Genomic DNA, 23,129 nt, shown 5'->3' on the forward strand with positions numbered 1-23,129 from the left:
CCTTCGAACGATCAGATCGCCACCACGTCCAGCGGCGGGAAGCCGTTGAAGCAGACCGACGAGTAGGTCGAGGTGTAGGCCCCGGTGTTGCGGATCAGCACCCGGTCCCCGGCCTTGAGCGCCAGCGGAAGCTGCATCGGCCGCTTCTCGTACAGCACGTCAGCCGAGTCGCAGGACGGCCCGGCGACGATGCAGGGCCCCGTGGGCTCGCCGTCGTGCGGCGTCACGAACTGGTAACGGATCGCCTCCCCCTCCGTCTCGGCGAGGCCCGAGAAGCGGCCGATGGAGAGGTAGACCCAGCGATGCAGGTCGCGGTCGGACTTGCGCGAGGTGAGCACCACCTCGGCCACGATCATGCCCGCCTCGGCCACGAGGCCACGGCCGGGCTCCGCCATCAGGCGCGGCACGTCGCCGAAGCGCGCCGTCACCATCGCCATCACGCCCGCCGCGTAGTCGGTCGGGGCCTGGATCTCCTCGCCGTAGAAGGCCGGGAAGCCGCCGCCGATGTTCAGGAGCGTGAGCCCATGGCCGGCCGCCTGCGCCTCGGCCCAGAGATCGGCCACGGCGTCGAGCGTCGGCTCCCACATCTCGGCCTTGCGGGTCTGCGAGCCGACATGGAACGAGAAGCCCACCGGGTCGAGGCCAAGCTCCTTGGCATGGTCGAGCAGCCGCAGCGCCGTGTCGCGGTCGCAGCCGAACTTGCGGGTGAGCGGCCAGTCGGCCATCGACACCTCGACGATGACGCGGATGTAGACCTGCGCGCCCGGCGCATGGGCGGCGATCTTCTCCAGCTCCTCCTCGGCGTCGGCGGCGAAGAGCGTGATGCCCGCCGCGTGCGCCCAAGCGATGTCGCCCACCCGCTTGATTGTGTTACCGTAGGAGATCTGATGGGGCTGCGCGCCTTGGGCGAAGCACATCTCGATCTCCCCGCGCGAGGCGGAGTCGAAATGCGCGCCAAGCTTGACGAGGCGGCCAAGGATCGCCGGATGCGGGTTGGCCTTGACGGCGTAATGGATGTCGGCGTGGCCGAGGCCTGCCTTGAGCGCGCGATACTGCGTCTCCATCCGGTCCACGTCGAGCACCAGCGTCGGGCGGTCGAACTCCGCCGTGGCGCAGAACGCCTCAAGACGGCTGTCGTCGAAGGAACGGACGTCAAGGGTGTGCGACGGGGCCACGGCCCCCGCGTGCAGAACAGTCATCGGTCATCTCCGACAGAACAAGAAGGCCCCTCGCGGGGGCCAGGTGATTCCAAGGGAGACGTTACCGTCGCTACGTAAACACGTAAGCTGTGCTGTCCGGCCAGAGGCGCGTGCGTTGGCGTCTATGGACCCCATGTGGGGCATATCGGGATTCGGATCAAGGACTAATTCCACCGGCGCCCAACTTTTTCGCGAGCCGCCTGTGGGACGTTAACGATTTGGCAGGACTTGTGAATCCCGCGTTGCGATCACGGACTATCTTGCCCTTTGACGGCGGTGGCCAGCCGTGGAACCTTGCCGCGCATGGCCCGGCTTCTCCTCCTCAACAAACCCTTCGGGGTGCTGTCGCAGTTCACCGACACCCGCAGCCCCTCGCCCCGCCCGACGCTCTCGGGCCTCGGCCTGCCGGCGGGCGTCTACCCTGCGGGCCGGCTCGACCGCGACAGCGAGGGGCTCCTGCTCCTCACCGACGACGGGCGGACGCAGGCGCATATCAGCGACCCTCGGCACAAGATGGAAAAGACCTACTGGGCGCAGGTGGAGGGCGATCCGAGCGAGGCCCATCTGGAGCCGCTGCGCCGGGGCGTGACGCTGGCCGACGGCCCGACGCGCCCTGCCAAGGTCCGGCGGATCGCCCTGCCCGCGCTCTGGCCGCGCGACCCGCCGATCCGCGTCCGCCAGACGGTGCCGGACGCTTGGCTGGAGATCGTCATCACCGAAGGCCGCAACCGCCAGGTCCGCCGCATGACCGCCGCGGTCGGCCTGCCGACGCTGCGGCTTGTGCGCTGGCGCATCGGCGACTGGACCGTGGACGGCCTCGCGCCGGGCGAGTGGCGGGAGGCCTGACCCTTCTGCCTTTCTTTGGCTCCAAATATCCCGGGGGGTGAGGAGCGCAGCGACGAGGGGGGCAGCGCCCCCCTCCCTTCACGCCAGAAGCTTGGGCAGCAGCTCGTCCAGCGACTTCTTGGCGTCGCCATAGAACATCCGCGTGTTCTCTTTGAAGAACAGCGGATTCTCGATTCCCGAATACCCGGTCCCCTGCCCACGCTTCGACACGATCACGTGGCGCGCCTTCCAGACCTCCAGCACCGGCATCCCGGCGATGGGGGAGTTCGGGTCTTCCTGCGCCGCCGGATTCACGATGTCGTTCGAGCCGATGACGATGGCGACGTCCGTCGAGGGGAAATCGTCATTGATCTCGTCCATCTCCATGACGATGTCGTAGGGCACCTTCGCTTCGGCCAGCAGCACGTTCATGTGCCCCGGAAGCCGTCCCGCGACCGGGTGGATGGCGAAGCGCACGGTCTTGCCCTGAGCGCGCAGCCGCTTGGTGAGCTCGGACACCGATTGCTGCGCCTGCGCCACCGCCATGCCGTAGCCCGGGATGATGACGACGCTCTGCGCGTCGTCCAGCAGCGCCGCCACGCCGTCGGCGTCGATGGCCACCTGCTCGCCGGTGATCTCCATGGCGGGGCCGGTGGTGCCGCCGAAGCCGCCCAGGATCACGCTGACGAAGCTGCGGTTCATCGCCTTGCACATGATGTAGCTCAGGATCGCGCCCGAGGAGCCGACCAGCGCCCCCGTCACGATCAGCAGATCGTTCGACAGCGTGAAGCCGATCGCCGCCGCCGCCCAGCCCGAGTAGCTGTTGAGCATCGACACCACGACCGGCATGTCCGCGCCGCCGATCCCCATCACCAGATGGTAGCCGATGAACAGCGCGCAAAGCGTCATCAGCAGCAGCCAAAGGAACCAGCCGTTCGAGAGGTAGAGGAGCAGGAACAGCAGCGACAGCCCCGCCGCGCCGGCGTTCAGCATATGCCCGCCCGGCAGCTTCTCGGCCTTGCCGGTGATGCGCCCCGCCAGCTTGCCGAAGGCCACCACCGAGCCGGTGAAGGTCACGGCACCGATGAACACGCCCAGGAACAGCTCCACGAGGAAGATGTTCACCTCCGCGCCGGCCTTGTGGGCAAGCACGGCGGCGAAGCCGGTCAGCCCCTCCCGCGCCTCGGGCGCGAGCGCGGCGACCCGGCCCAGCTCGATATGACCGTTGAAGCCGATCAGCACGGCCGCAAGGCCCACGAAGGAATGTAGCGCCGCCACGAGTTGCGGCATCTCGGTCATCTGCACGCGCTTGGCGACCAGTGCGCCGGCGACGGAGCCGATGGCGACCATCAGGATCACCACCCAAAGGCGATCCACGTCCGGCCCGAACACGGTGGCCAGCACCGCCAGCGCCATGCCCGCGATGCCATACCAGACGGCGCGCTTGGCGCTTTCCTGCCCCGAGAGACCGCCCAACGACAGGATGAAGAGGATGGCGGCGGCGACATAGGCCGCGCCGACGAGTCCGATGCTCATCTCAGGACCTCTGGAACATGGCGAGCATCCGGCGCGTGACCAGGAAGCCGCCCACGATGTTGATGGTGGCGATCAGGATGGAGAGCGCCGCGAGAAGGACGATGAGCCAGGACCCCGAGCCCACCTGCAGCAGCGCCCCCAGGATCACGATCCCCGAGATGGCGTTCGTCACCGCCATGAGCGGCGTGTGCAGCGAATGCGACACCCCCCAGATCACCTGGAAGCCCACGAAGCAGGCCAGCGCGAAGACGATGAAGTGCGACATGAACGACGCGGGCGCATAGATCCCGACAAGCCCCAGCAGCACCGTGCCCGCGACCAGCAGCGCCACCTGCCGCCGCGTCTCGCCCTTGAAGGCGAGGGCCTCCTGCTCGCGCCGCTCGGCGGGCGTCAGCTCCTTGGGCTTGGGCTTGGCGACCGCCGCGGCGATGGCCTTCACCTTGGGCGGCGGCGGCGGCCAGGTGATGGCCCCGCCATGGACCACCGTCGCGCCCCGGATGACGTCGTCCTCCATGTCGTGGACGATCAGGCCATCCTTGGCCGGCGTCAGGTCCGTCAGCATGTGGCGGATGTTGGTCGAATAGAGCGTCGAGGCCTGCGCCGCCATGCGCGAGGGGAAGTCGGTGTAGCCGACGATCGTGACGCCGTTCGGGGTAACGAACTTCTCGTCCGGGACGGTCAACTCGCAGTTGCCGCCCCGCTCGGCGGCGAGGTCCACGATCACCGAGCCCGGCTTCATCGCCACGACCATGTCGCGGGTCCAGAGCACCGGCGCGGGCCGGCCGGGGATCAGCGCCGTGGTGATGACGATGTCCATTTGGGGGGCCAGCTCGCGGAACTTGGCGAGCTGCTTCTCGCGGAACTCCGGGCTCGACGGCGCGGCGTAGCCACCTGTCGCGGCCCCGTCCTGCGTGGCCTCGAACTCCAGGAACACGAAGCTCGCGCCCATGGACTCGATCTGCTCGGCCACCTCGGGCCTCACGTCGAAGGCATGGACCACCGCGCCCAGCGAGACCGCCGTGCCGATGGCGGCGAGGCCCGCCACGCCTGCGCCGACCACGAGCACCTGCGCTGGCGGCACCTTGCCCGCCGCCGTCACCTGCCCCGTGAAGAAGCGGCCGAAGTTCGCCCCCGCCTCGATCACCGCGCGGTAGCCGGCGATGTTCGCCATCGACGACAGCGCATCCATCTTCTGCGCGCGGCTGATGCGGGGCACCATGTCCATCGCGATCACCGTCGCCCCGGTGGCGCGCGCGGCCTCCAGCAGCTCGGGGCTGGACGACGGATAGAAGAAGGAGACGAGCGTCTGCCCCTCGCGCAGCAGCGCCACCTCGTCGGGCTCGGGCGGGCGGACCTTCACCACCACGTCCGAGGCCTGCGCCAGCGCGGCGGCGTCCGTGACGACCTCCACCCCCGCCGCGCGATACATCTCGTCCGAGAAGCCCGATGCCTCGCCAGCCCCGGCCTCGATCAGGCACACGTGCCCCAGCTTGCGGATGTCCCCCGCCGAGGCCGGGGTCATCGCCACCCGCGCCTCGCCCCCCGCGGTCTCCCGCAACGCGCCGATCCTCATGGGCTGTCCCCTCCCCGTTTTGCGGCTGCGGCAACGCATAGCGCAGGGGAAGGCGACTTCACAAGCGCGGGAGGAGGCGACCTTCGGATCAGAGCCAGCGCCGCGTCGCCTCGCGGTAACGAGCGAAGGCCTGCGGGAAGCGGCGGGCGAGCGCCTCCTCCTCGGGCCGGATGAAGCGCCGCTCGATCACCCAGGCGTAGAGCGGCACGAGGGCCAGCGCCGGCGCGGAGCCCAGGCGCAGCACCCAGCCCAGCAGAAGCATCACGAAGCCCAGGTAGATCGGGTTCCGAGACCGGCCGAAGACGCCATTGGTGACGAGGTGCGCCGCCTCGCGCCGGGGCAGGACGGCGGTGCGCGCCTGCCGCATCTGCACCACGGCCACCGCGACGAGGAGCGCCCCGCCGCCGATCAGCAGCCCCGCCGCGAGGTCCACGGCCGCCCCTTCCAGCCGCAGGGACCAGGGGTCCAGACGGGACAGGACGAGGACCGCGAGAGCGAACAGGAGGAGCCAGACGGGCGGCAGGTCGAGGCGGCGCATGAGGGCAGGTTGCCCCGCCGTTGGGTCGTCTGTCCATCCCTCGCCCCCGCCACGCGGCCCGGCTAGGATCGCACCCGAAGGAGACCGCGCCATGACCGACTTCAATGCCACCCGCGCCCTGTTCGACCTGCCGCCGGGGCTCGTCTATCTCGACGGCAACTCGCTGGGCCCGCTCCCCAAGGCCGCGCCCGCGCGGATGGAGCGGGCGATGCGCGACGAATGGGGCGGGATGCTGATCGGCGGCTGGAACAGGGCCGGCTGGATGGCGCAGCCGCGCAGCCAAGGCGACCGCATCGGCCGGCTGATCGGGGCCGTGCCGGGGCACACCGTCGTCGGCGACACCCTGTCGATCAAGGTCTTCCAGGCGCTCTCGGCGGCGGTGGCGCTGCGGCCCAATCGCCGGGTGATCCTGTCCGACAGCGGCAACTTCCCGTCCGACCTCTACATGGCCGAGGGGCTGATCCGCATGTTGGGCGGCTCCCATGAGCTGCGGCTGGCCGACCCCGAGGCGCTGGAGGAGGCGATCACCGAGGAGGTGGCCGTCCTTCTCGTGACCGAGGTGGACTACCGCACCGGCCGGCGGCACGACATGGCGCGGCTGACCGCCAAGGCCCACGCCCTCGGCGCGCTGGCGATCTGGGACCTCGCCCATTCAGCGGGGGCGTTGCCGGTGGACGTGGCGGGCGGCGGGGCCGACTTCGCCGTGGGCTGCACCTACAAGTATCTCAATGGCGGCCCCGGCGCGCCGGCCTTCATCTATGTGGCCCCGCGCCACGCCGAGGGGGCCCCGCCCGCGCTGTCGGGCTGGCTCGGCCACCGCGCGCCCTTCGACTTCGAGCTGTCCTACCGCCCCGGCGAGGGGATAGACCGGATGCGCGTCGGAACGCCGCCCGTGCTCGCCATGGCGGCGCTCGACGCCGCGCTCGACATCTGGGACGGCGTGGACATGGCGGCGCTGCGGCAGGAGTCGCTGCGGCTGACCGACCGCTTCATCGCCGGAGTGGAGGCCGCCTGCCCCGACCTGACCCTCGCCACCCCGCGCGAGCACGACCGGCGCGGCAGCCAGGTGAGCTTCCGCCACCCGGAGGGCTACGCCATCATGCAGGCGCTCATCGCGCGGGGCGTGGTGGGCGACTTCCGCGCGCCCGACATCCTGCGATTCGGCTTCACGCCGCTCTACATCGGCGGGACGGAAGTGAACCGCGCGGTGGAGGTCATCGCCGAGGTGATGGAGCGGCGGCTCTGGGACCGGGCCGAGCATCGCCGGCGCGCGGCGGTGACGTGAGGATGGCAGGCTGAAGCACGCCCTCCGGGTTGCGTGCAGCCAGCGGAGGGAGGGGTTTCACCCCACCAGGCGACCGGGCCGCCCCTGACCCGGAGACGTGGTGGGGTGGAGGCCCAACCTAGGACAGCCACCCCCGGTAGTCGCTCACCAGAAGCCGCAGCGGGGCCTCGTCCTCCTCGACCTCCGCGAAGCGGCCGATCGGCTCCCGGAACACGTTGTCCGTCTCGTCGTCGTTGACGGTGGAAACCTCGCCGATCAGCACCGTCCCGCCCTCGCCCCAGAAGGCGTGCCAGTCGCCGGGCAGCAGCGTCACGCTTTCGCCCGGCTCCAGCCGCAGCCGGTCGCCCGGACCGTAGGGGCGCGGCACCCCGTCGCAGAACACCGTCCCGCCGTGGTTCTCGGAGAACCGCCCCTCCTCGTCCGAGCCGAAGAGCTCCACCACCAGCGTCGCGCCGCCGCGGTTGATGATGTCTTCGGCCTTGATGACATGGGTGTGGTGGGGCGAGAGCTGGCCCTCGTGCGAGATCAGCAGCTTCTCGGCGTAGCACATCCCCCGGCCCTTCTGGAGATCCGCCAGCCGCCCGTTCCGCAGCGTGAACAGGAACAGCCCCATCTCGTCGTAGCGGCCCGCGCCATAGTCGGTGATGTCCCAGCCGCAGCGGGCGTCGATGACCGCCCGCGCCTCGTCCTTGCGCCCGACGAACTCCTCGGGCGTCCAGTTCGCGAAAGGCGGCAGCACGAAGCCGTGGGAGCGGATGAAGCCCTCCGATTCGCGGATGATGTCGTTGACGCGGCTGCGCTTCATGGTCCGTCCCCCCTGGTTCGGGCGCGACTATACCGCCGGCGCGGCCCCCCTCAACCCCGCGCGCCCCAGGAAGCGGAGCGACAGGAGGACGGCCGAGCCCACCAGCGCCACGGCGTAGCCCATCCAGACCCCGGGCGCCCCCTGCTCCAGCCCGCGCGCGAGCACCCAGCCAAGCGGCAGGCCGACCGTCCAGTAGGCGACCATCGACACGGTGGCCGGAAAAGCGGTGTCCGACAGCCCGCGCAGCGCCCCCAGCATGACCGACTGCACCGCGTCGGCGACCTGCATCGGCGCGAATACGGCGAAGATGGCGGCGGCGGCCAGGATCACCGCCGGGTCGCCGGTGATGGCCGCCGCGATGGCGCGGCCGCCCCACCACATGATCGCGCCCATCCCCGCCATCGCCACCACGACAAGGCCCAGCGCCGCCAGCGCCACCGCCCGCATCGCGTCGGGGCGGCCCGCCCCCTGTTCCTGCGCGACGCGGATCGCCACCGCGCCCGAGAAGGCCATGGGCAGCACATAGACCACTCCGCCCACCGACAGCGCCACCTGGTTCCCCGCCAGCGCCACCGTCCCGAAGGTGCCGATCATCAGCGTCGCCACCGCCATCGCCCCGGTCTCGGCGACGTTGAGCAGGCCCAGCGGCGCCCCCTCCCGCGCGCAGGCGGCGATCTCGCCGGCCACGAGGCGGCGGCGCAGGCGCAGGCGGCGCATCGCCCTGGCGCGGGTCCAGTAGGCCCAGGCCGCCGCGCAGGCCAGCGCCTCGGCCAGCAGCGTCGCGATCCCGGCGCCGGCGAGGCCCAGCGCCGGCAGCGGCCCTGGGCCGTGGATCAGCAAGGCGTTCAGCGGCACCTTGGCCCCCAGCGACACCGCCGCGACGGCGACGCCCAGCCAGGGCCGGCCCACCGCCTCGAAGGTGCAGCGGAACACCAGCGCGATCCCCAACGGCACCATGGCGAGCGACATCGCCGCCCAGTAGAGCGGAGTCGCCGCGATCACCTCGGCCGGCTGCCCGATCCCCGGCAGCGCCAGTCAGAAGAGTCCCATCGCCCCGGCGCCCGCCCCGCCCACCAGCGCCCCGAGCGCGAGACCGTTCCGCAGGATCTCGCAGATGCGGCGGCCCCGGCGCGCGCCCCGCGCCTGCCCCACGCGCACCGCCACCGCCGACAGCGTGCCATAGAGCGCCGAGGTCACGATCAGCCCCGCCGCCGCCGCGAGGCCCGCCGCCGCCAGCGGCACCGCGCCCAAGGGGCCCAGCATCACCGAATCGACCACGCCGTGCAGGGTCGAGGCGGCCAAGCCGATCATGATCGGCACCGCCAGGGCAAGGATGCCCGGCACCTCAGGGATGACCCGACCGCCCAACTCGGAACCCCGTCGCATCGGCAACGGGTCCAGCCTACCACGGATCGCGCCGCGCTCCTAACGTTGCGTCAACCGACAATTGTGGCCCCGTTCAGGCCCGGCGCAGCGCCCGCAGGTCCCGCGCCGCCCAGGCATGGACCGCCGCGCCGAAGGCCTGGAACAGCGGCCGCGAGACAGGGTCGTTGGCGGCGTTCCATTCCGGGTGCCACTGCACCGACAGCGTGAAGCCCGCCGCGCCGCGCACGTGGATCGCCTCGGGCGTGCCGTCGGGCGCGATCCCGTCCACGACGATGCGCGGCCCCGGCCGCTTGATCCCCTGGCCGTGGAGCGTGTTGGTCATCACCTCGCGCGTCCCCATCAGCCGGTGGAACGGCCCGCCCTCGGTGAAGGTCACCTTGTGGCGGAGCGCGAACTTCTCCTCCAGCGTCCCGTCGGGCGGCATCCGGTGGTTGTCGCGCCCCGGCAGGTCGCGGATCTCGGGGTGGAGCGTGCCACCCATCGCCACGTTCACCTCCTGGAAGCCCCGGCAGACGCCCAGGAAGGGCTGCCCCCGCTCCACGCAGGCGCGGATCAGCGGCAGCGTCACCGCATCGCGCGAGCGGTCGAAGCTCCCGTGCGCGGGGGTCTCCTCCTCGCCGTATTCCTCCGGGTGGACGTTGGGCCGCCCCCCGGTCAGCAGGAAGCCGTCGCAGGCCTCCAGCAGCTCCTCGACCCCCACCAGCGACGGGTCCGAGGGGATCAGCAGCGGCAGGCAGTCGGCCACATGGGCCACGGCCACCGAGTTGATCGCCGCGCCCGCATGGGCCGGATACTGATCGTTGAGGAGATGGCTGTTCGAGATGATGCCGACGACGGGGCGGGCCATGGCGGGAGGTCCTCCGGGGGTCCTTGGGCCTAGTTAAGGGCTGCGCCCGGTTAAGGAAAGGTTACCGAACGCACCGAAGCTGTGCCGGATGGCCGCTGACCGCCCCCTATGCCCTCCCGATGGACGGGCCGCCCATGCGGCGGGCAGCCGGCGCAGGCGGCCCCTTGTCCGAAAGGCCACGCCCCGGGCCGCAGCGCGCCGTCGTCCGATTGACCCGGACCCCCGCCGTCCCCATGCTCGGTCCGCGCCACCGCCCTGCCGTGCCGCGCGAACAACGAACGGGAGGCCCGACGCCCTTGCTGATCTCCGACGACTACAGGACCGAGAACCTTCGGCTCCACGCCAAGCACGTCTCCTACGGCGCCCACGGGAGCCGCTGGGCCCCGCGCGTGCGCGCCCTCTATGAGCGGGCGGGCTGCCGCGACGCGCTCGACTACGGCTGCGGCAAGGGCACGCTCGCCCAGGCGCTCCCCGACCTGCCCTTCGCCGAATACGACCCGGCGATTCCCGGCAAGGACCGTCTGCCCGAACCCGCCGACCTCGTGACCTGCACCGACGTGCTCGAGCACATCGAGCCCGATAACCTCGATTCGGTGCTCGGACACCTGGCGTCGCTGGCGCGCAAGGCCGCCTTCTTCAACATCTCGACGCGGCTGGCGGCCAAGGTGCTGGACAGCGGCCGCAACGCCCACCTGATCGTCAAGGATTCGGACTGGTGGCGGGCGCGGATCGAGCCGCTCTTCGACATCGAGGAATGGGAGATCGGCACGGACGAGGTGAACTGCGAGTTGCGGCCCAAGGACAGCGCCGCCTGGACCGGCGAGCCCTCCGGCACGGCGGGCGCCTAGCCCGCCGCCACCGCCTTCCGCTCCGCCCGACGCCGGTGCAGCACCGGCTCGGTGTAGCCCGAAGGCTGGATGCGGCCCTTGAAGATCAGGTCGCAGGCCGCCTGGAACGCCACCGAATCGAAGTTCGGCGCCATCGGCCGATACAGCGGGTCGCCGGCGTTCTGGCGGTCCACCACCTCGGCCATGCGGCGCAGCGCGGCATGGACGCGCGGCTCGTCCACCACGCCGTGATGCAGCCAGTTGGCAAGCGCCTGGCTGGAGATGCGGCAGGTCGCGCGATCCTCCATCAGCCCCACGTCGTGGATGTCGGGCACCTTGGAGCAGCCGATTCCCTGGTCCACCCAGCGCACGACATAGCCCAGGATGCCCTGGACGTTGTTCTCGACCTCGGCCGTCACCTCGGCGTCCGACAGGTTGCGCCCCGCCAGCACGGGAATCGTCAGCAGCTCGCGCAGCGTGCCCCGCGCGCCGCCCGCCGCGATCTCCTCCTGCCGGGCGGCCACGTCGATCGCGTGGTAATGCGTCGCGTGCAGCGTCGCGGCGGTGGGCGACGGCACCCAGGCGCAGTTCGCCCCCGCTTTGGGATGCGCCACCTTCTCGCGCAGCATCGCGCCCATGAGGTCGGGCATCGCCCACATCCCCTTGCCGATCTGCGCCCGGCCCCGCAGCCCGCAGGCCAGCCCGATGTCGACGTTCCGCTCCTCGTAGGACCGGATCCAGGCCTGGGCCTTCATGTCGCCCTTGGGCACCATCGGCCCGGCCTCCATCGAGGTGTGGATCTCGTCCCCCGTGCGGTCGAGGAAGCCCGTGTTGATGAAGGCCACCCGCTCCCGCGCGACGCGGATGCACTCGCGCAGGTTGACGCTCGTCCGCCGCTCCTCGTCCATGATGCCGAGCTTGACGGTCAGGCGCGGCAGGCCCAGCGCCGCCTCCACCCGGTCGAAGATCTCGCAGGCGAAGGCCACTTCCTCCGGCCCGTGCATCTTCGGCTTCACGACATAGACCGAAGCAGTGACGGTGTTGCGCGGCCCCCCCTCGGCCTTCAGGTCGTGCATCGCGCAGAGCACCGTCACCATGGCGTCCATAAGCCCCTCGCCCGCCTCGTGCCCCTCGCGGTCGAGGATGGCGGGCGTGGTCATCAGGTGGCCGACGTTCCGCACCAGCAGCAGCGAGCGCCCCTTGACCCGCAGGGGCCGCCCGTCCGCGCCGCTGTAATCGACATCCGGGTTCATGCGGCGCGTGATCGTCCGCCCGCCCTTCTCGAAGGTTTCCTCCAGGTCGCCGCGCATCAGGCCCAGCCAGTTGCCGTAGGCCAGCACCTTGTCGGCGGCGTCCACGCAGGCGACCGAATCCTCGCAATCCATGATGGTGGACAGCGCCGCTTCCAGCCAGACATCCGACAGCCCCGCCGGGTCGTCGCGGCCGATGGGCGTGGTCCGGTCCACCAGCAGCTCGATCAGCAGCCCATGGACGCGCAGGAGCACCTGCCACTCCGCGAGGTCGCCGCCCTTCCAGCCCGCGAACTGCCCCGGATCGGCCAGCGCCACGCGCCGGGCCTCGCCGCCGTCGCCCGCGACCTCCAGCGCCAGCGCGCCCTCCTCCACGGCGATCCGCCGCACGTCGCGCCAGGAGGCCCCGGCCAGCGGGGCCACGCGGTCGAGGTGGTCCTTGGCCCAGGCCACCACCTGCGCCCCCCGCGACGGATCGTAGGGCCCGCGCGGCGGCAGCGCCCCCAGCGCGTCCGTCCCATACAGCGCGTCATACAGCGACCCCCACCGCGCGTTCGCGGCGTTGAGGGCAAAGCGCGCGTTCGTCACAGGCACCACGAGTTGCGGCCCGGCGATCCGGGCGATCTCCGGGTCGGTCTCCGGCGTCTCGATGGCGAAGTCCGGCCCCTCGGGGACCAGATAGCCGATCTCGCGCAGGAAGGTCTCGTAGTCCTCGGGGTCGTGCTCGGCCCCGCCTTGCGCGATGTGCCAGTCGTCGATCTGGCTCTGGAGCTGCTCGCGCCGCGCCAGCAGCGCGCGGTTGCGAGGCCCGAGGTCGTGGATCAGGCCCGACAGCCCGTCCCAGAAGGCCGCCACCTCCACGCCCGTGCCGGGCAGGGCGCGCTCCTCCACGAAGCGGGCCAGCGCCTCGTCCACGCCCAATCCGGACCGTTCGACACGCTGTCCCATCCCCCTGCCCCCGTCTAAGCTGTTTTCCGCCACAGCCGTAGATCAGGTTCGGCGCGCAGGCAACATCAGCCCAATTGGTTAACCGACCCCCTCCGATTTGGCTTGACCCCACCCAGCAGCGGCAATACTTAGTAATATGACTAACAATCAGGGGCTCGACGTCGTCTTCCAGACCCTCGCCGATCCGACCCGCCGCGCGATCCTCGCCCGCCTCGCGCGCGGGCCTGCGACGGTGACCGACCTCGCCGCGCCCTCCGGGCTGGCGCTGCCCACCGTGCTCCAGCACCTCCGCAAGCTGGAGGAGGCGGGCCTGATCGAGACGACCAAACAGGGCCGCACGCGGACCTGCGCGCTTCGGGCGGGCGCCCTCGCCCCGGCGCGAAGCTGGATGGAGGAGCAACGCCTCCTCTGGGAGGGCCGGCACGACCGGCTCGACGACTATCTCGCCAGCCTCACCGACACGCCCAAGGAGTCCCCCTCATGAGCAACGACCTGCACCTCCACCGCGTCCTCAAGGCCCCCCGCTCCCTCGTCTGGCGCTGCTGGACGGAAGCCGAGCACATTCCCCACTGGTTCGCGCCCAAGCCCGTCGTGACGCGCGTCGTCGGCCTCGACCTGCGCCCCGGCGGCGTCTTCCACGTCGCCATGTCCATGGACGGCCAGGACTTCCCCAGCGCCGCCGGCTGCTTCCTAGAAGTCGTCCCCGAGGAGCGGCTGACCTGGACCTCCGCGCTCGGCCCCGACTTCCGGCCCGTGGAGGCGGCAGGGCAGCCCTTCCTCTTCACCGCGACCCTGACCTTCGCCGACCACCCGGAGGGCACCGATTACCGCGTCGTCGCCCGCCACAAGGACCCGGCCTCGGCCTCCGCGCACGAGGAGATGGGCTTCAGCCAGGGCTGGGGCACCGTGGCTGACCAGCTCGGCGCCCACGCGGCGGGCCTGGCCGCCCGAACGACAGAGCGCGCCTAGACGGCACGCGCGGGTCCGGCCGCGCGCCCTTTCTCGCGGCGGCAGCGGTCCGAGCAGTAGACCACCTCCGCCCAGACCTTCGCCCAGGCCTTGCGCCAGGCGAAGGGCCGCCCGCAGGTCGGGCAGGTCTTGACCGGCAGGTCGGCCTTCTTCCGCATTCTCGGCATCGCGCCCTCGTGCAGGAAGGGGCGGCCCGACGCCGCCCCCGGTCCTCGTCGAATTCGACTTTGCGTCACTCGTTCTCGGAGCCGGCGGCCGGCGCGGCGGCATCGGATTCGTCCGTCACCGGATTCAGCGGCTCGGCCGCCTGGCTCTCGCCCGGATCGGTGTCGGCCGGGTTGCCGGCGCCGCTGTCGGGCGCGACCACCGTCTCGGGCGCGACCGTGACGGCGGTCGGATCGGCGGCCGGCGCGGTCCCGGCGTTGGCGTCGTCCTCGGCGAAGTCGTTGGCGCTCGGCCCCGCCGTGTCGGCGGCGGCGGGCTCGACCGCGCCCGTGGCGTCGTTCACCTGCGCCGCCGCCCCCTCGGGATCGCCGCCGCGCCCGAAGGCCCAGAAGGCCAGCAGCCCCAGCAGGATCAGGGCGAACAGCACCACGGCGAACATCCCCCGGAGTGGCCCCCGGTGCCGATGGGCCTGCTTGTCGATGTTGGTGTTCGGTGCGGACATGGGTGCCTTCCTTCTTCGCGCCCCGCTTGCGGGCCGGTTCCAGGGCTCCTAACGTCCGAGCCCTGCGATTTGTTCACCCGAGGAGAGCGGCATGGCCGACGGCGCGACGGACCCCCGCACGATCCACCTCAAGGACTACGCCCCCTTCCCCTGGACCATCGACGGCGTGGACCTCACCTTCGCCCTCGCCCCCCGCGCCACGCGCGCGACCTCGCGCATCCGCTTCCGCCCCAACCCGGCGGCGACGGCCACTGGCCCCTTCTTCCTCCACGGGGAGGACCTGCGCCTGATCGAGGCCCGCATCGACGGCCAGCCCGTGACCCCCACCGTCACCGAGGATGGCCTCACCTGCGACGTGCCCCCCGGCCCCTTCACCTGGGAAGCGGTGGTGGAGATCGACCCCGAGTCCAACACCCGCCTCGAAGGGCTCTACCTGTCCGGGGGGATGTACTGCACCCAGTGCGAGGCCGAGGGCTTCCGCCGCATCACCTACTACCCCGACCGCCCCGACGTGATGGCCACCTTCACCGTCCGCATCGAGAGCGCCCTCCCCGTCCTCCTGTCCAACGGCGACGCCGGCGCGACCGGCCCCGGCTTCGCCGTCTGGCACGACCCCTGGCCCAAGCCCTCCTACCTGTTCGCCCTGGTCGCGGGCGATCTCATCCCCCACCGCGACACCTTCACCACGATGTCCGGCCGCGAGGTCGCCCTCGCCGTCTGGGTCCGCCCCGGCGACGAAGGCAAATGCGCCTGGGCCATGGAATCGCTCAAGGCCTCCATGCGCTGGGACGAGGACACCTACGGCCGCGAATACGACCTGTCGGTGTTCAACATCGTCGCCGTGGACGACTTCAACATGGGCGCGATGGAGAACAAGGGGCTGAACGTCTTCAACAGCTCCGCCGTCCTCGCCAGCCCGGAAACCGCGACCGACGCGAACTACGAACGCATCGAGGCCATCGTCGCCCACGAATACTTCCACAACTGGACCGGCAACCGGATCACCTGCCGCGACTGGTTCCAGCTCTCGCTCAAGGAGGGGCTGACCGTCTTCCGCGACGCGCAGTTCACCGGCGACCTGCGCGGGCGGGGCGTCAAGCGCATCCACGACGCGGCCTTCCTCCGCTCCGCCCAGTTCCGCGAGGACAACGGCCCCCTCGCCCACCCCATCCGGCCCGAGAGCTTCGTGGAGATCAACAACTTCTACACCCTGACCGTCTACGAGAAGGGGGCCGAGGTCATCGCGATGCTCAAGCGCCTCGTGGGCGACGACGGGTATCGCCGCGCGCTCGACCTCTACTTCGCCCGCCACGACGGCCAAGCCGCCACCATCGAGGACTGGCTCCAGGTCTTCGAGGACGCCACGGGCCGCGACCTCTCGCAGTTCAAGCTCTGGTATTCCCAGGCCGGCACCCCGCGCGTCCGCGTCGAGGAGTCCTTCGAGAACGGCACTTATCGGCTCGACCTCACCCAGACCCTCCCCCCCAGCCCCGGCCAGCCCGACAAGGCCCCGATGGTCATCCCCGTCGCCGTGGGCCTCCTCAACCCCAACGGCGACGAGGTGGTGCCGACCACCATGCTGGAGCTGACCCAGCCCCGCCAGAGCTTCACCTTCGAGGGGCTGGCCACCAGGCCCATCCCCTCGATCCTGCGCGACTTCTCCGCCCCCGTGATCCTCGAACGCGACGCGCCCGAGGGGGAGGCGGCCTTCCTCCTCGCCCACGACACCGACGAGTTCAACCGCTGGGAGGCCGGCCAGACCCTCGCCCGCCGCGCCATCCGCGCCGCGCTCGACGGCCGCGCCATCGACCCGGCTTGGACGGATTCGCTCCGCGCCGTGCTGCGCGACGACGCGCTCGACCCGGCCACCCGCGCCGTCCTCCTCGCCCGCCCCTCGCAGGAGGAGACGGCCCAGGCGCTCCACGCCGAGGGCCGCACCCCCGACCCCCTCGCGATCTTCCAGGCCCACGAGACGGTGGACCTCCACCTCGCGGAAGGGCTCCACGACCTCCTCCCCGGACTCCACGCCCAGGGGCAGGTGCCCGGCCCCTACTCCCCCGACCCCGGATCGGTCGGCCGCCGCTCGCTCGGCAACGCCGCGCTCTCGCTCCTCTCCCGGCTCGACGGCGGCGCGGCGGCGCGGGCTCAGTTCGCCGGGGCCACGGACATGACCCAAACCGTCGCGGCGCTCGCCGCCCTCCTCGCCGTCCAGCAGGGCGAGGCGGAGCTGCAGGCCTTCCACGACCGCTGGTCCGGCGACCGGCTGGTGATGGACAAGTGGTTCGCGCTCCAGGTCTCGCTCGCCCGACCCGAGGCGGCGGTGGCGACGGCCGACCGGCTGACCGGGCATCCGCTCTTCGACTGGAAGAACCCCAACCGCTTCCGCTCCGTCCTCGGCGCGCTGGCCGGCAACCCGGCGGGCTTCCACGATCCCACGGGCGCGGGCTACCGTCTGCTGGCCGACTGGCTCATCAAGCTCGACGGCGCGAACCCGCAATCCGCCGCCCGCAGCTCCACCGCCTTCAGCACCTGGAGACGGCTCGACGACGCCCGCCAGGCCCTCATCGAATCCGAGCTCAGGCGCATCCTCGCCGCCCCCGGCCTGTCGCGCGACCTGTCCGAGATGGTGTCCCGGATGCTGGGCTAGGCGGGGCTAGGCGAGGATCGTCCGCGTTCTGCCACAATTTCGGGCGAGGGTTGCCGAAGTCTCCGTCCCGCGATACCTGTCCCCTCACACGAATGTGGGCCGTCCCGGTCACGGGGGAACCACGTCCTTCCGCTCGGTGACCGTGAGAATGAGAGAACGCATCGACCCCCTCATCGAGGAACGCGCGCCCTGGCTGGCCAGCGGGTCCCCGCTGGTCCGGCCCACCCGGGCCCTTCTCGACAAGGCGCTCCAGTATGGCCGCACCGTCGAGCTGGGCGAACGCTACGATCCCCTGCCTGTGGCCGAGATCATGGACGACCTGGGCCGGATGCTCGCGCGCGAGGTCACGGTCTCGGGCCTGTCGAACGTCCCCCGCCACGGCCCGGCGCTGATCGTGGCGAACCACCCGACCGGCATCGCCGACGGCATCATCCTGTGGCACGCCCTGCGCGGCATCCGGCCCGATCTCTACATCTACACCAATCGCGACATCCTGCGCGTGCTGCCGCAGTTCGCCGACCTCATCATCCCCGTCGAATGGCGGGTCGAGAAGCGCACCCACGCCAAGGCGCGCGAGACGATGGCGCTGACCAAGAAGGCCGTGGACGAAGGCCGGCTCGGCGTGATCTTCCCGAGCGGCCGGCTTGCCAAGCGCGAGGGGCTGCGCCTCCACGAACGCCCCTGGATGGCCTCGGCTGCGATGCTCGCCCGCAAGTTCGACCTGCCGGTGATTCCCGTGAACATCCGCGCCCGCAACTCGGTGCTGTTCTACCTCTTCGACCTGATCCACCCGACGCTACGCGACATCACCCTGTTCCACGAGATGCTGAACAAGGCCAGGCAGCCCTATGTCGTGACGGTGGGCGAGGAGATCAGCCCGTCCTCCCTCCCCGCCTCCTCCGAGGAGGGGATCGAGATGCTGCGCCGCGCCACGCTCGCGCTCGGCGGCCGCGAGGACCGCACGATCAGCATGATCTCGGCCACCCGCAAGCCGGCGCTGCGCTTCTGACGGAAAGGGGCCCCGAACGGGACCCCGGCCAAGCCCTCCCAGACTTCCGCCTCAGCGCATCGCCAGCGTCACGCTCCGATGCGCCGGCGCCTTGGCGACGACGCCCGGCGCCTCCACCTCGGGCCGGGCCTCGGGCCGCAGCGCGGCATGGACCGCCCCCGACCTTTCGCAGTAGCTCTGCCCGCTCACCCAGTCGCGGATGCTCTCGCGCTTCTCGGCGCTTGCCATCGGCCCCCAGTCGGCGGCGATGCCGCCTCCGTCCGCCGCCACCACGCCGTCGCGCGCCACCGTCCGCGACATGATGCGGATGGCGCATTGGAGGTTCGCCTCGCCGTCCCGCAGCGCCTCGGCGCTGGTCGCCTCGCAGCCATGATGCCGCGCCGTCGCCGGCGAGATCTGGAGGAGTCCCTGCCACGCCCCGCCGCCGCCCTGGGCGCGCGGATCGAAGTTGCTCTCGTAGCGGGCCAGCGCCGAGACGGTCCCCACCCAGAACGCCGCCCGCAGATGCGCGGGGGCCCTCTCGTAGCCGGGGCACCACTGGCCGATGTCGGCGGGCACCATCTCGCGCAGGTCGCGCGGGGCCGCCTCGACAGCCTTCATCGCCGCCACCGACCACGCCGCGCCCTGTCCCTTGCCATCCCAGCGCGCCTCGGCGGTGAACACGGGCCGCGCCTCGGGGCGCAGCGCGGGCGCGAAGGCGGCGGGCACGACAGGGGCGGCCTTGGGGGCCAGCGGCTCGGCAGCAGCCGCCAGCCCCGCGATCACGGCGAAGGTTCCCCCCAGGGTCCATCGTGCCACGTGCAGCAACGCCAACATGACGGAAACCTCCCGATTCGCCAATTCGATATTTCTTGTTCCAGATCAGCTACTTGGGCGCCAAGCCTCACCTCACGGCGAAACCGTCGGCCGGCAGTAGCTCTGGCTTGACACCCAATCGGCCATCTGTTCGCGCTTGGAGGCCGAGGCGAAAGGCCCCCAGTCGGCGGCGAATCCCCCGCCGCCCGCCGCCACCACGCCGTCGCGCGTCACCGTGCGGGCGGCGATCTTCACCGCGCATTGCAGGTTCGCCGCCCCGTCGGTCAGCTCCTGCCCCGAATCCGCGTCGCAGCCGTGGCTGCGCGCCGTGCCGGGCGCGATCTGCACGAGGCCGAACCACTTCCCGCCCCCGCCCACCGCCTGCGGGTTCCAGGTGCTCTCGAAGCGGGCCAGCGCCGACAGCAGCCCCGCCCAGAAGGCGGCGCGCTGGCTGGTGTCCGCTTGCGCGTAGCCCGGGCACCAGGTCCCGATGTCCCCCGGCACCTCCGACAGCAGCGCGACCCCCTGGGTCTTGAGCGCGTCGATGGTCGCCTCGGTCCAGGCATCGGTGTGGGCGCCCTGCGAATCCCAGGCCATCGCCGGCAGCATCTCGGGCATCGGGGCCTTGGCGACCGGCGGCTCCGCGCAGGCTCCCAAGAGCGTGAGGGCTAGGAACGCGGCCCCGACCCCCAGCGTTGCGGTTCTGACACGGGTCTGATTTCGTTCATCTTGCATGGGCGCATGACGAACAGCGTTCGCGCCGTGCGTAAACCTGCATCGGCGCTTGACGCCGATTTCGGCAGATTCCGGCCCGAGTCACGGGGGCGCGATAAGCGGACTGTCGCCGGTCCAGGCCTCGGTCCCGCCCGATTCCGGTGCCGCTTGCGGATTCCGGCCTATCCTCCTACGACGCTTGGCGATTCTCCAGGGAGGCTTTCCGATGCTCGATCTCTCCGCCCCCGCGCCCAAGGCCAAGGTCATCGAAGGCGTGACCGGCCCCTGGGAGATGGTGATCGGCCTGGAGGTCCACGCCCAGGTCGCCACGAACGCCAAGCTCTTCTCCGGCGCCTCGACCCAGGTCGGCGCGGAGCCCAACTCCCAGGTGTCCTTCATCGACGCCGGGATGCCGGGGATGCTCCCCGTCCTGAACGAGGGCTGCGTGGCGCAGGCCGTCCGCACGGGCCTCGGGCTCAAGGCGAAGATCAACCTCCGCTCCGCCTTCGACCGCAAGAACTACTTCTACCCGGACCTGCCGCAGGGCTACCAGATCAGCCAGCTCTTCCACCCCCTCGTGGGCGAGGGCGAGGTGCGGGTCGAGGTCTCGGGCGGCACCCGCGTCGTCCGGATCGAACGCATCCACCTCGAACAGGACGCCGGCAAGTCGATCCACGACATGGACCCGGCCATGTCCTTCGTGGACCTCAACCGCACCGGCGTCGCGCTCATGGAGATCGTGAGCCGCCCCGACATCCGCTCCCCCGAGGAGGCGGCGGCCTACGTCTCCAAGCTGCGCCAGATCCTGCGCTATCTCGGCACCTGCGACGGCGACATGCAGCACGGCAACCTCCGCGCCGACGTGAACGTGTCCGTCTGCCGCCCCGGCGCCTGGGAGGCCTTCATGGCCGGCGACCCCTCCGGTCTCGGCACCCGCTGCGAGATCAAGAACATGAACTCGCTGCGCTTCATCCAGGCCGCCATCGAGCACGAGGCCCGCCGCCAGATCGCCATCCTGGAGGACGGCGGCACGATCACGCAGGAAACCCGCCTCTACGACCCCGCCCGCGACGAGACGCGCTCCATGCGGAGCAAGGAGGAGGCGCACGACTACCGCTACTTCCCCGACCCCGACCTCCTGCCGCTGGAGATCGATCCGGCCTGGGTGGACGACCTCGCCGCCGCCCTTCCCGAGCTGCCCGACGCCAAGAAGGCCCGCTTCATCGCCGATTTCGGCCTCTCCGACTACGACGCGAGCGTGCTCACCGCCGACACCGCCGACGCCGCCTTCTTCGAGGCGGTGGCGCAGGGGCGCGACGGCAAGATGGCGGCGAACTGGGTCATCAACGACCTGTTCGGCCGGCTGAAGAAGGACGGGCGCGAGCTGGCCGATTCCCCCGTCTCGCCCGCCCAGCTCGGCGGCATCATCGACCTGATCCAGTCCGGCGACATCTCGGGCAAGATCGCCAAGGACCTGTTCGAGATCGTCTACACCGAGGGCGGCGACCCGGCGGCGATCGTGGAATCGCGCGGGATGCGGCAGGTCACCGACACCGGCGCCATCGAGGCCGCCGTCGATCAGGTGATCGCCGACAACCCCGCGCAGGTGGAAAAGGCCCGCGCGAACCCCAAGCTCGCCGGCTGGTTCGTGGGCCAGGTGATGAAGGCGACCGGCGGCAAGGCCAACCCGGCCGCCGTCAACGCGCTGGTCAACGCGCGCCTCGGCCTCTGACGGGGGTTGGACGAACCGTCCCGCCCCGCTAGGTTCCGGGGCGACTTGAGGGTTCGACCAGAATGCACAGCCACGACTACCGCGTCGTCCCGGCCCCCCGCCGGGGCCTCAAGGCCAAGGGCCTTCGCCGGCCCGAGGAGCGGTTCGCCAACGCCCTCGAGACCGAGATGAACCGCCTCGCCCGCGAGGGCTGGGAATACGTCCGCACCGACACCCTCCCCCACGAGCACAAGCGCGGCTGGTTCAGCCGTCCGGTGACCGAGATGCGGACGGTCCTCGTCTTCCGCCGCCCCCGGCCCGTCGCCGTCCAGCCCGCTACAGTCCAGACCGGCACCGCCCTGCCAAGCTTCGCCCCGCCCCCCTTCGTCGCCCCGGCAAGGGCCGCCGCGCCCGAACCGATGGCCCCGCCGATGGCCCCCTCCGCCCCGCGCCGCGCGCCCCCGCCGCTCTCCGCCGACCCAGGGCGCCCCGCCGCGCCGGCCCTCCACGTGGTCGATCCGCCCGCCGCCCCCGGCGACCCCCGGCAGGCGGCCGAGTAACGCGCCGAACCCGGCCTACCCCCCCACCTCCAGCGCCAGCGCGTGGATGCGCCCGATCAGCTCCGGCCCCAGCGCCGCATGGATCGCCCGGTGCCGCTCCAGCCGCGTCATCGCCCCCAGCGCCGGCGCGTCGATGCGGATGCGCCAATGCGTCCCACCGCCTTCCCGCCAGCCCGCGTGACCCCTATGTCCCTCGCTCTCGTCCAGCACCTCCAGCCGCGCGGGCTGGAACGCCCCCTCCAGCCGTTGGCGCATTTCCTCCGCCAGCATCATCTTTTTTCCCGAGCCCCCTTCAATCCGCCGTCCCGATAGCTAAACTCGCGCGTCCGGAACGGAAAGAGCAGGACAGCGAGCGTTCGTGAGCATGGCAAAGACTGACCCTTTCGGCTTCGACATGTCCGTGTCGTCCGCCAAGAAGAAGAACCCGCGCGGCCGCCGGGGCATGACGGGCGCGTCGGAGACATCGACGCGCAAGTGCGACCACGCCGGCTGCGCCGAGAAGGGCGTGTTCCGCGCGCCCAAGTCGCCCGACTCGCTCGACGACTACTGGTGGTTCTGCAAGGACCATGTCCGCGAATACAATCTCAAGTGGAACTTCTTCCACGGCGTGACCGAGCAGGACTTCCTCGACCAGGTCCAGAGCGACCGGGTCTGGGGCCGCGAGACCAAGCCCTTCGGCAAGCGATCGGAGGAGCAGCGCGCCTGGGCCCGGCTCGGCATCGACGATCCGCACCAGGTCCTGGGCGAGAACGCGACCCGCAGCCCCGGCCGTGCCGAGGTCGCCGGCACCCGCCGCCTCCCCGCGCCCGAGCGGCGGGCCTGCGAGATCCTCGACGTGCGCGACACGGCGACGAAGGCCGAGATCCGCAAGGCCTACAAGGCGCTGGTCAAGGTGCTGCACCCCGACATGAACGGCGGCGACCGCTCCCAGGAGGAGCAGCTCTCCGAGGTCGTCTGGGCCTGGGACCAGATCAAGGACAGCCGCAACTTCAAGGAGTGAGACGACGCCCGCCAGCCGGGCGGGCGTCGTCCAACGCC

24 protein-coding genes are annotated in these 23,129 nt (G+C 71.2%); 10 read left to right on the forward strand and 14 right to left on the reverse strand.

Translation table 11 applies throughout. The features are described from left to right. Positions 1 to 11 precede the first annotated feature (11 nt). Positions 12 to 1,199 carry a type III PLP-dependent enzyme gene (locus tag J2Z33_RS01990; RefSeq protein ID WP_209837323.1) on the reverse strand — a complete coding sequence of 396 codons (1,188 nt, stop codon included), beginning with the start codon at positions 1,197 to 1,199 and terminating at the stop codon, positions 12 to 14. Positions 1,200 to 1,502: 303 nt separating this feature from the next. On the opposite strand from J2Z33_RS01990, the gene J2Z33_RS01995 reads away from it, so the two are divergent. Continuing rightward, positions 1,503 to 2,045, forward strand: a complete 543-nt coding sequence (locus tag J2Z33_RS01995) for a pseudouridine synthase (RefSeq protein ID WP_209837325.1) — start codon at positions 1,503 to 1,505, stop codon at positions 2,043 to 2,045. A gap of 78 nt (positions 2,046 to 2,123) precedes the next feature. On the opposite strand, the gene pntB is transcribed toward J2Z33_RS01995, so the two are convergent. The 3 genes from pntB to J2Z33_RS02010 form a co-directional block, all read right to left on the reverse strand. Further along, on the reverse strand, positions 2,124 to 3,560 hold the full coding sequence (pntB, locus tag J2Z33_RS02000) for a Re/Si-specific NAD(P)(+) transhydrogenase subunit beta (RefSeq protein WP_209837327.1): 1,437 nt from the start codon (positions 3,558 to 3,560) through the stop codon (positions 2,124 to 2,126). Between the two features lies 1 nt (position 3,561). Then, a complete protein-coding gene (locus tag J2Z33_RS02005) occupies positions 3,562 to 5,133 on the reverse strand; it encodes a Re/Si-specific NAD(P)(+) transhydrogenase subunit alpha (RefSeq protein WP_209837330.1) in 1,572 nt (523 codons plus the stop codon). Positions 5,134 to 5,221: 88 nt separating this feature from the next. Then, positions 5,222 to 5,671 (reverse strand): methyltransferase family protein, encoded by a 450-nt coding sequence (locus J2Z33_RS02010; protein ID WP_209837332.1) that lies wholly within the window; start codon positions 5,669 to 5,671, stop codon positions 5,222 to 5,224. A 91-nt stretch (positions 5,672 to 5,762) separates the two neighbouring features. Between J2Z33_RS02010 and kynU the strand changes: the two genes are divergently transcribed. Then, positions 5,763 to 6,956, forward strand: coding sequence for a kynureninase (kynU, locus tag J2Z33_RS02015; protein WP_209837333.1), 1,194 nt, complete (start codon positions 5,763 to 5,765; stop codon positions 6,954 to 6,956). A 118-nt stretch (positions 6,957 to 7,074) separates the two neighbouring features. Here kynU and J2Z33_RS02020 read toward each other — a convergent pair whose 3' ends face one another. The 4 genes from J2Z33_RS02020 to J2Z33_RS02035 form a co-directional block, all read right to left on the reverse strand. Then, on the reverse strand, positions 7,075 to 7,761 hold the full coding sequence (locus tag J2Z33_RS02020) for a D-lyxose/D-mannose family sugar isomerase (RefSeq protein ID WP_209837335.1): 687 nt from the start codon (positions 7,759 to 7,761) through the stop codon (positions 7,075 to 7,077). A 27-nt stretch (positions 7,762 to 7,788) separates the two neighbouring features. Next, positions 7,789 to 8,763 carry an MATE family efflux transporter gene (locus J2Z33_RS02025; RefSeq protein WP_209837337.1) on the reverse strand — a complete coding sequence of 325 codons (975 nt, stop codon included), beginning with the start codon at positions 8,761 to 8,763 and terminating at the stop codon, positions 7,789 to 7,791. Between the two features lie 33 nt (positions 8,764 to 8,796). Continuing rightward, a complete protein-coding gene (locus tag J2Z33_RS02030) occupies positions 8,797 to 9,147 on the reverse strand; it encodes an MATE family efflux transporter (protein ID WP_209837339.1) in 351 nt (116 codons plus the stop codon). Positions 9,148 to 9,220: 73 nt separating this feature from the next. Then, positions 9,221 to 9,994, reverse strand: a complete 774-nt coding sequence (locus J2Z33_RS02035; protein WP_209837341.1) for a gamma-glutamyl-gamma-aminobutyrate hydrolase family protein — start codon at positions 9,992 to 9,994, stop codon at positions 9,221 to 9,223. Positions 9,995 to 10,290: 296 nt separating this feature from the next. Between J2Z33_RS02035 and J2Z33_RS02040 the strand changes: the two genes are divergently transcribed. Next, complete coding sequence (locus tag J2Z33_RS02040) at positions 10,291 to 10,842, forward strand: methyltransferase domain-containing protein (RefSeq protein ID WP_209837343.1); 552 nt, start codon at positions 10,291 to 10,293, stop codon at positions 10,840 to 10,842. On the opposite strand, the gene J2Z33_RS02045 is transcribed toward J2Z33_RS02040, so the two are convergent. Then, positions 10,839 to 13,019: a malate synthase G gene (locus J2Z33_RS02045; RefSeq protein WP_209837344.1), complete on the reverse strand. Its 2,181-nt coding sequence runs from the start codon at positions 13,017 to 13,019 to the stop codon at positions 10,839 to 10,841. The genes J2Z33_RS02040 and J2Z33_RS02045 overlap by 4 nt on opposite strands. 136 nt (positions 13,020 to 13,155) lie before the next feature. Here J2Z33_RS02045 and J2Z33_RS02050 point away from each other — a divergent pair, with 136 nt between their 5' ends. Next, a complete protein-coding gene (locus tag J2Z33_RS02050) occupies positions 13,156 to 13,503 on the forward strand; it encodes an ArsR/SmtB family transcription factor (protein ID WP_209837346.1) in 348 nt (115 codons plus the stop codon). After that, on the forward strand, positions 13,500 to 13,988 hold the full coding sequence (locus J2Z33_RS02055) for an SRPBCC domain-containing protein (RefSeq protein WP_209837348.1): 489 nt from the start codon (positions 13,500 to 13,502) through the stop codon (positions 13,986 to 13,988). The genes J2Z33_RS02050 and J2Z33_RS02055 overlap by 4 nt, the downstream gene beginning before the upstream one ends. Here J2Z33_RS02055 and J2Z33_RS02060 read toward each other — a convergent pair. Together J2Z33_RS02060 and J2Z33_RS02065 are read right to left on the reverse strand one after the other, a co-directional pair. Further along, positions 13,985 to 14,155 (reverse strand): DUF2256 domain-containing protein, encoded by a 171-nt coding sequence (locus tag J2Z33_RS02060; protein WP_209837350.1) that lies wholly within the window; start codon positions 14,153 to 14,155, stop codon positions 13,985 to 13,987. The two genes, J2Z33_RS02055 and J2Z33_RS02060, sit on opposite strands and share 4 nt — an antisense overlap. 65 nt (positions 14,156 to 14,220) lie before the next feature. Continuing rightward, positions 14,221 to 14,655, reverse strand: a complete 435-nt coding sequence (locus tag J2Z33_RS02065) for a hypothetical protein (RefSeq protein WP_209837351.1) — start codon at positions 14,653 to 14,655, stop codon at positions 14,221 to 14,223. A gap of 91 nt (positions 14,656 to 14,746) precedes the next feature. On the opposite strand from J2Z33_RS02065, the gene pepN reads away from it, so the two are divergent. Together pepN and J2Z33_RS02075 are read left to right on the forward strand one after the other, a co-directional pair. After that, on the forward strand, positions 14,747 to 17,302 hold the full coding sequence (gene pepN / locus J2Z33_RS02070) for an aminopeptidase N (RefSeq protein WP_209837353.1): 2,556 nt from the start codon (positions 14,747 to 14,749) through the stop codon (positions 17,300 to 17,302). Positions 17,303 to 17,450: 148 nt separating this feature from the next. Further along, entirely contained in the window at positions 17,451 to 18,311 is an 861-nt protein-coding gene (locus tag J2Z33_RS02075) for a lysophospholipid acyltransferase family protein (protein ID WP_209837355.1), read from the forward strand. 51 nt (positions 18,312 to 18,362) lie between these two features. Here the strand turns inward: J2Z33_RS02075 and J2Z33_RS02080 are convergent, their stop codons facing one another. Both J2Z33_RS02080 and J2Z33_RS02085 read right to left on the reverse strand, forming a co-directional pair. Next, positions 18,363 to 19,109 carry a transglycosylase SLT domain-containing protein gene (locus J2Z33_RS02080; RefSeq protein ID WP_342454107.1) on the reverse strand — a complete coding sequence of 249 codons (747 nt, stop codon included), beginning with the start codon at positions 19,107 to 19,109 and terminating at the stop codon, positions 18,363 to 18,365. A gap of 90 nt (positions 19,110 to 19,199) precedes the next feature. After that, positions 19,200 to 19,724 (reverse strand): transglycosylase SLT domain-containing protein, encoded by a 525-nt coding sequence (locus J2Z33_RS02085; RefSeq protein WP_245218396.1) that lies wholly within the window; start codon positions 19,722 to 19,724, stop codon positions 19,200 to 19,202. A gap of 322 nt (positions 19,725 to 20,046) precedes the next feature. On the opposite strand from J2Z33_RS02085, the gene gatB reads away from it, so the two are divergent. Both gatB and J2Z33_RS02095 read left to right on the forward strand, forming a co-directional pair. Then, positions 20,047 to 21,552 carry an Asp-tRNA(Asn)/Glu-tRNA(Gln) amidotransferase subunit GatB gene (gene gatB / locus J2Z33_RS02090; RefSeq protein WP_209837359.1) on the forward strand — a complete coding sequence of 502 codons (1,506 nt, stop codon included), beginning with the start codon at positions 20,047 to 20,049 and terminating at the stop codon, positions 21,550 to 21,552. A gap of 62 nt (positions 21,553 to 21,614) precedes the next feature. Continuing rightward, a complete protein-coding gene (locus J2Z33_RS02095; RefSeq protein ID WP_209837361.1) occupies positions 21,615 to 22,091 on the forward strand; it encodes a DUF4177 domain-containing protein in 477 nt (158 codons plus the stop codon). 15 nt (positions 22,092 to 22,106) lie between these two features. Here the strand turns inward: J2Z33_RS02095 and J2Z33_RS02100 are convergent, their stop codons facing one another. Further along, positions 22,107 to 22,364: a BolA family protein gene (locus tag J2Z33_RS02100; protein ID WP_209837362.1), complete on the reverse strand. Its 258-nt coding sequence runs from the start codon at positions 22,362 to 22,364 to the stop codon at positions 22,107 to 22,109. Between the two features lie 91 nt (positions 22,365 to 22,455). On the opposite strand from J2Z33_RS02100, the gene J2Z33_RS02105 reads away from it, so the two are divergent. Continuing rightward, entirely contained in the window at positions 22,456 to 23,091 is a 636-nt protein-coding gene (locus J2Z33_RS02105) for a J domain-containing protein (protein ID WP_209837364.1), read from the forward strand. Positions 23,092 to 23,129 lie beyond the last annotated feature (38 nt).

It is taken from the genome of Rubellimicrobium aerolatum (assembly GCF_017872975.1).
GTDB lineage: Bacteria > Pseudomonadota > Alphaproteobacteria > Rhodobacterales > Rhodobacteraceae > Rubellimicrobium > Rubellimicrobium aerolatum.

Coding starts and splice junctions, on each gene's coding strand:
- J2Z33_RS01990 (WP_209837323.1), bottom strand. CDS start 1,199: ATGACTGTTCTGCACGCGGGGGCCGTGGCCCCGTCGCACACCCTTGAC.
- J2Z33_RS01995 (WP_209837325.1), top strand. CDS start 1,503: ATGGCCCGGCTTCTCCTCCTCAACAAACCCTTCGGGGTGCTGTCGCAG.
- pntB (WP_209837327.1), bottom strand. CDS start 3,560: ATGAGCATCGGACTCGTCGGCGCGGCCTATGTCGCCGCCGCCATCCTC.
- J2Z33_RS02005 (WP_209837330.1), bottom strand. CDS start 5,133: ATGAGGATCGGCGCGTTGCGGGAGACCGCGGGGGGCGAGGCGCGGGTG.
- J2Z33_RS02010 (WP_209837332.1), bottom strand. CDS start 5,671: ATGCGCCGCCTCGACCTGCCGCCCGTCTGGCTCCTCCTGTTCGCTCTC.
- kynU (WP_209837333.1), top strand. CDS start 5,763: ATGACCGACTTCAATGCCACCCGCGCCCTGTTCGACCTGCCGCCGGGG.
- J2Z33_RS02020 (WP_209837335.1), bottom strand. CDS start 7,761: ATGAAGCGCAGCCGCGTCAACGACATCATCCGCGAATCGGAGGGCTTC.
- J2Z33_RS02030 (WP_209837339.1), bottom strand. CDS start 9,147: ATGCGACGGGGTTCCGAGTTGGGCGGTCGGGTCATCCCTGAGGTGCCG.
- J2Z33_RS02035 (WP_209837341.1), bottom strand. CDS start 9,994: ATGGCCCGCCCCGTCGTCGGCATCATCTCGAACAGCCATCTCCTCAAC.
- J2Z33_RS02045 (WP_209837344.1), bottom strand. CDS start 13,019: ATGGGACAGCGTGTCGAACGGTCCGGATTGGGCGTGGACGAGGCGCTG.
- J2Z33_RS02050 (WP_209837346.1), top strand. CDS start 13,156: ATGACTAACAATCAGGGGCTCGACGTCGTCTTCCAGACCCTCGCCGAT.
- J2Z33_RS02055 (WP_209837348.1), top strand. CDS start 13,500: ATGAGCAACGACCTGCACCTCCACCGCGTCCTCAAGGCCCCCCGCTCC.
- J2Z33_RS02060 (WP_209837350.1), bottom strand. CDS start 14,155: ATGCCGAGAATGCGGAAGAAGGCCGACCTGCCGGTCAAGACCTGCCCG.
- J2Z33_RS02065 (WP_209837351.1), bottom strand. CDS start 14,655: ATGTCCGCACCGAACACCAACATCGACAAGCAGGCCCATCGGCACCGG.
- pepN (WP_209837353.1), top strand. CDS start 14,747: ATGGCCGACGGCGCGACGGACCCCCGCACGATCCACCTCAAGGACTAC.
- J2Z33_RS02075 (WP_209837355.1), top strand. CDS start 17,451: ATGAGAGAACGCATCGACCCCCTCATCGAGGAACGCGCGCCCTGGCTG.
- J2Z33_RS02085 (WP_245218396.1), bottom strand. CDS start 19,724: ATGCCCGAGATGCTGCCGGCGATGGCCTGGGATTCGCAGGGCGCCCAC.
- gatB (WP_209837359.1), top strand. CDS start 20,047: ATGCTCGATCTCTCCGCCCCCGCGCCCAAGGCCAAGGTCATCGAAGGC.
- J2Z33_RS02095 (WP_209837361.1), top strand. CDS start 21,615: ATGCACAGCCACGACTACCGCGTCGTCCCGGCCCCCCGCCGGGGCCTC.
- J2Z33_RS02100 (WP_209837362.1), bottom strand. CDS start 22,364: ATGATGCTGGCGGAGGAAATGCGCCAACGGCTGGAGGGGGCGTTCCAG.
- J2Z33_RS02105 (WP_209837364.1), top strand. CDS start 22,456: ATGGCAAAGACTGACCCTTTCGGCTTCGACATGTCCGTGTCGTCCGCC.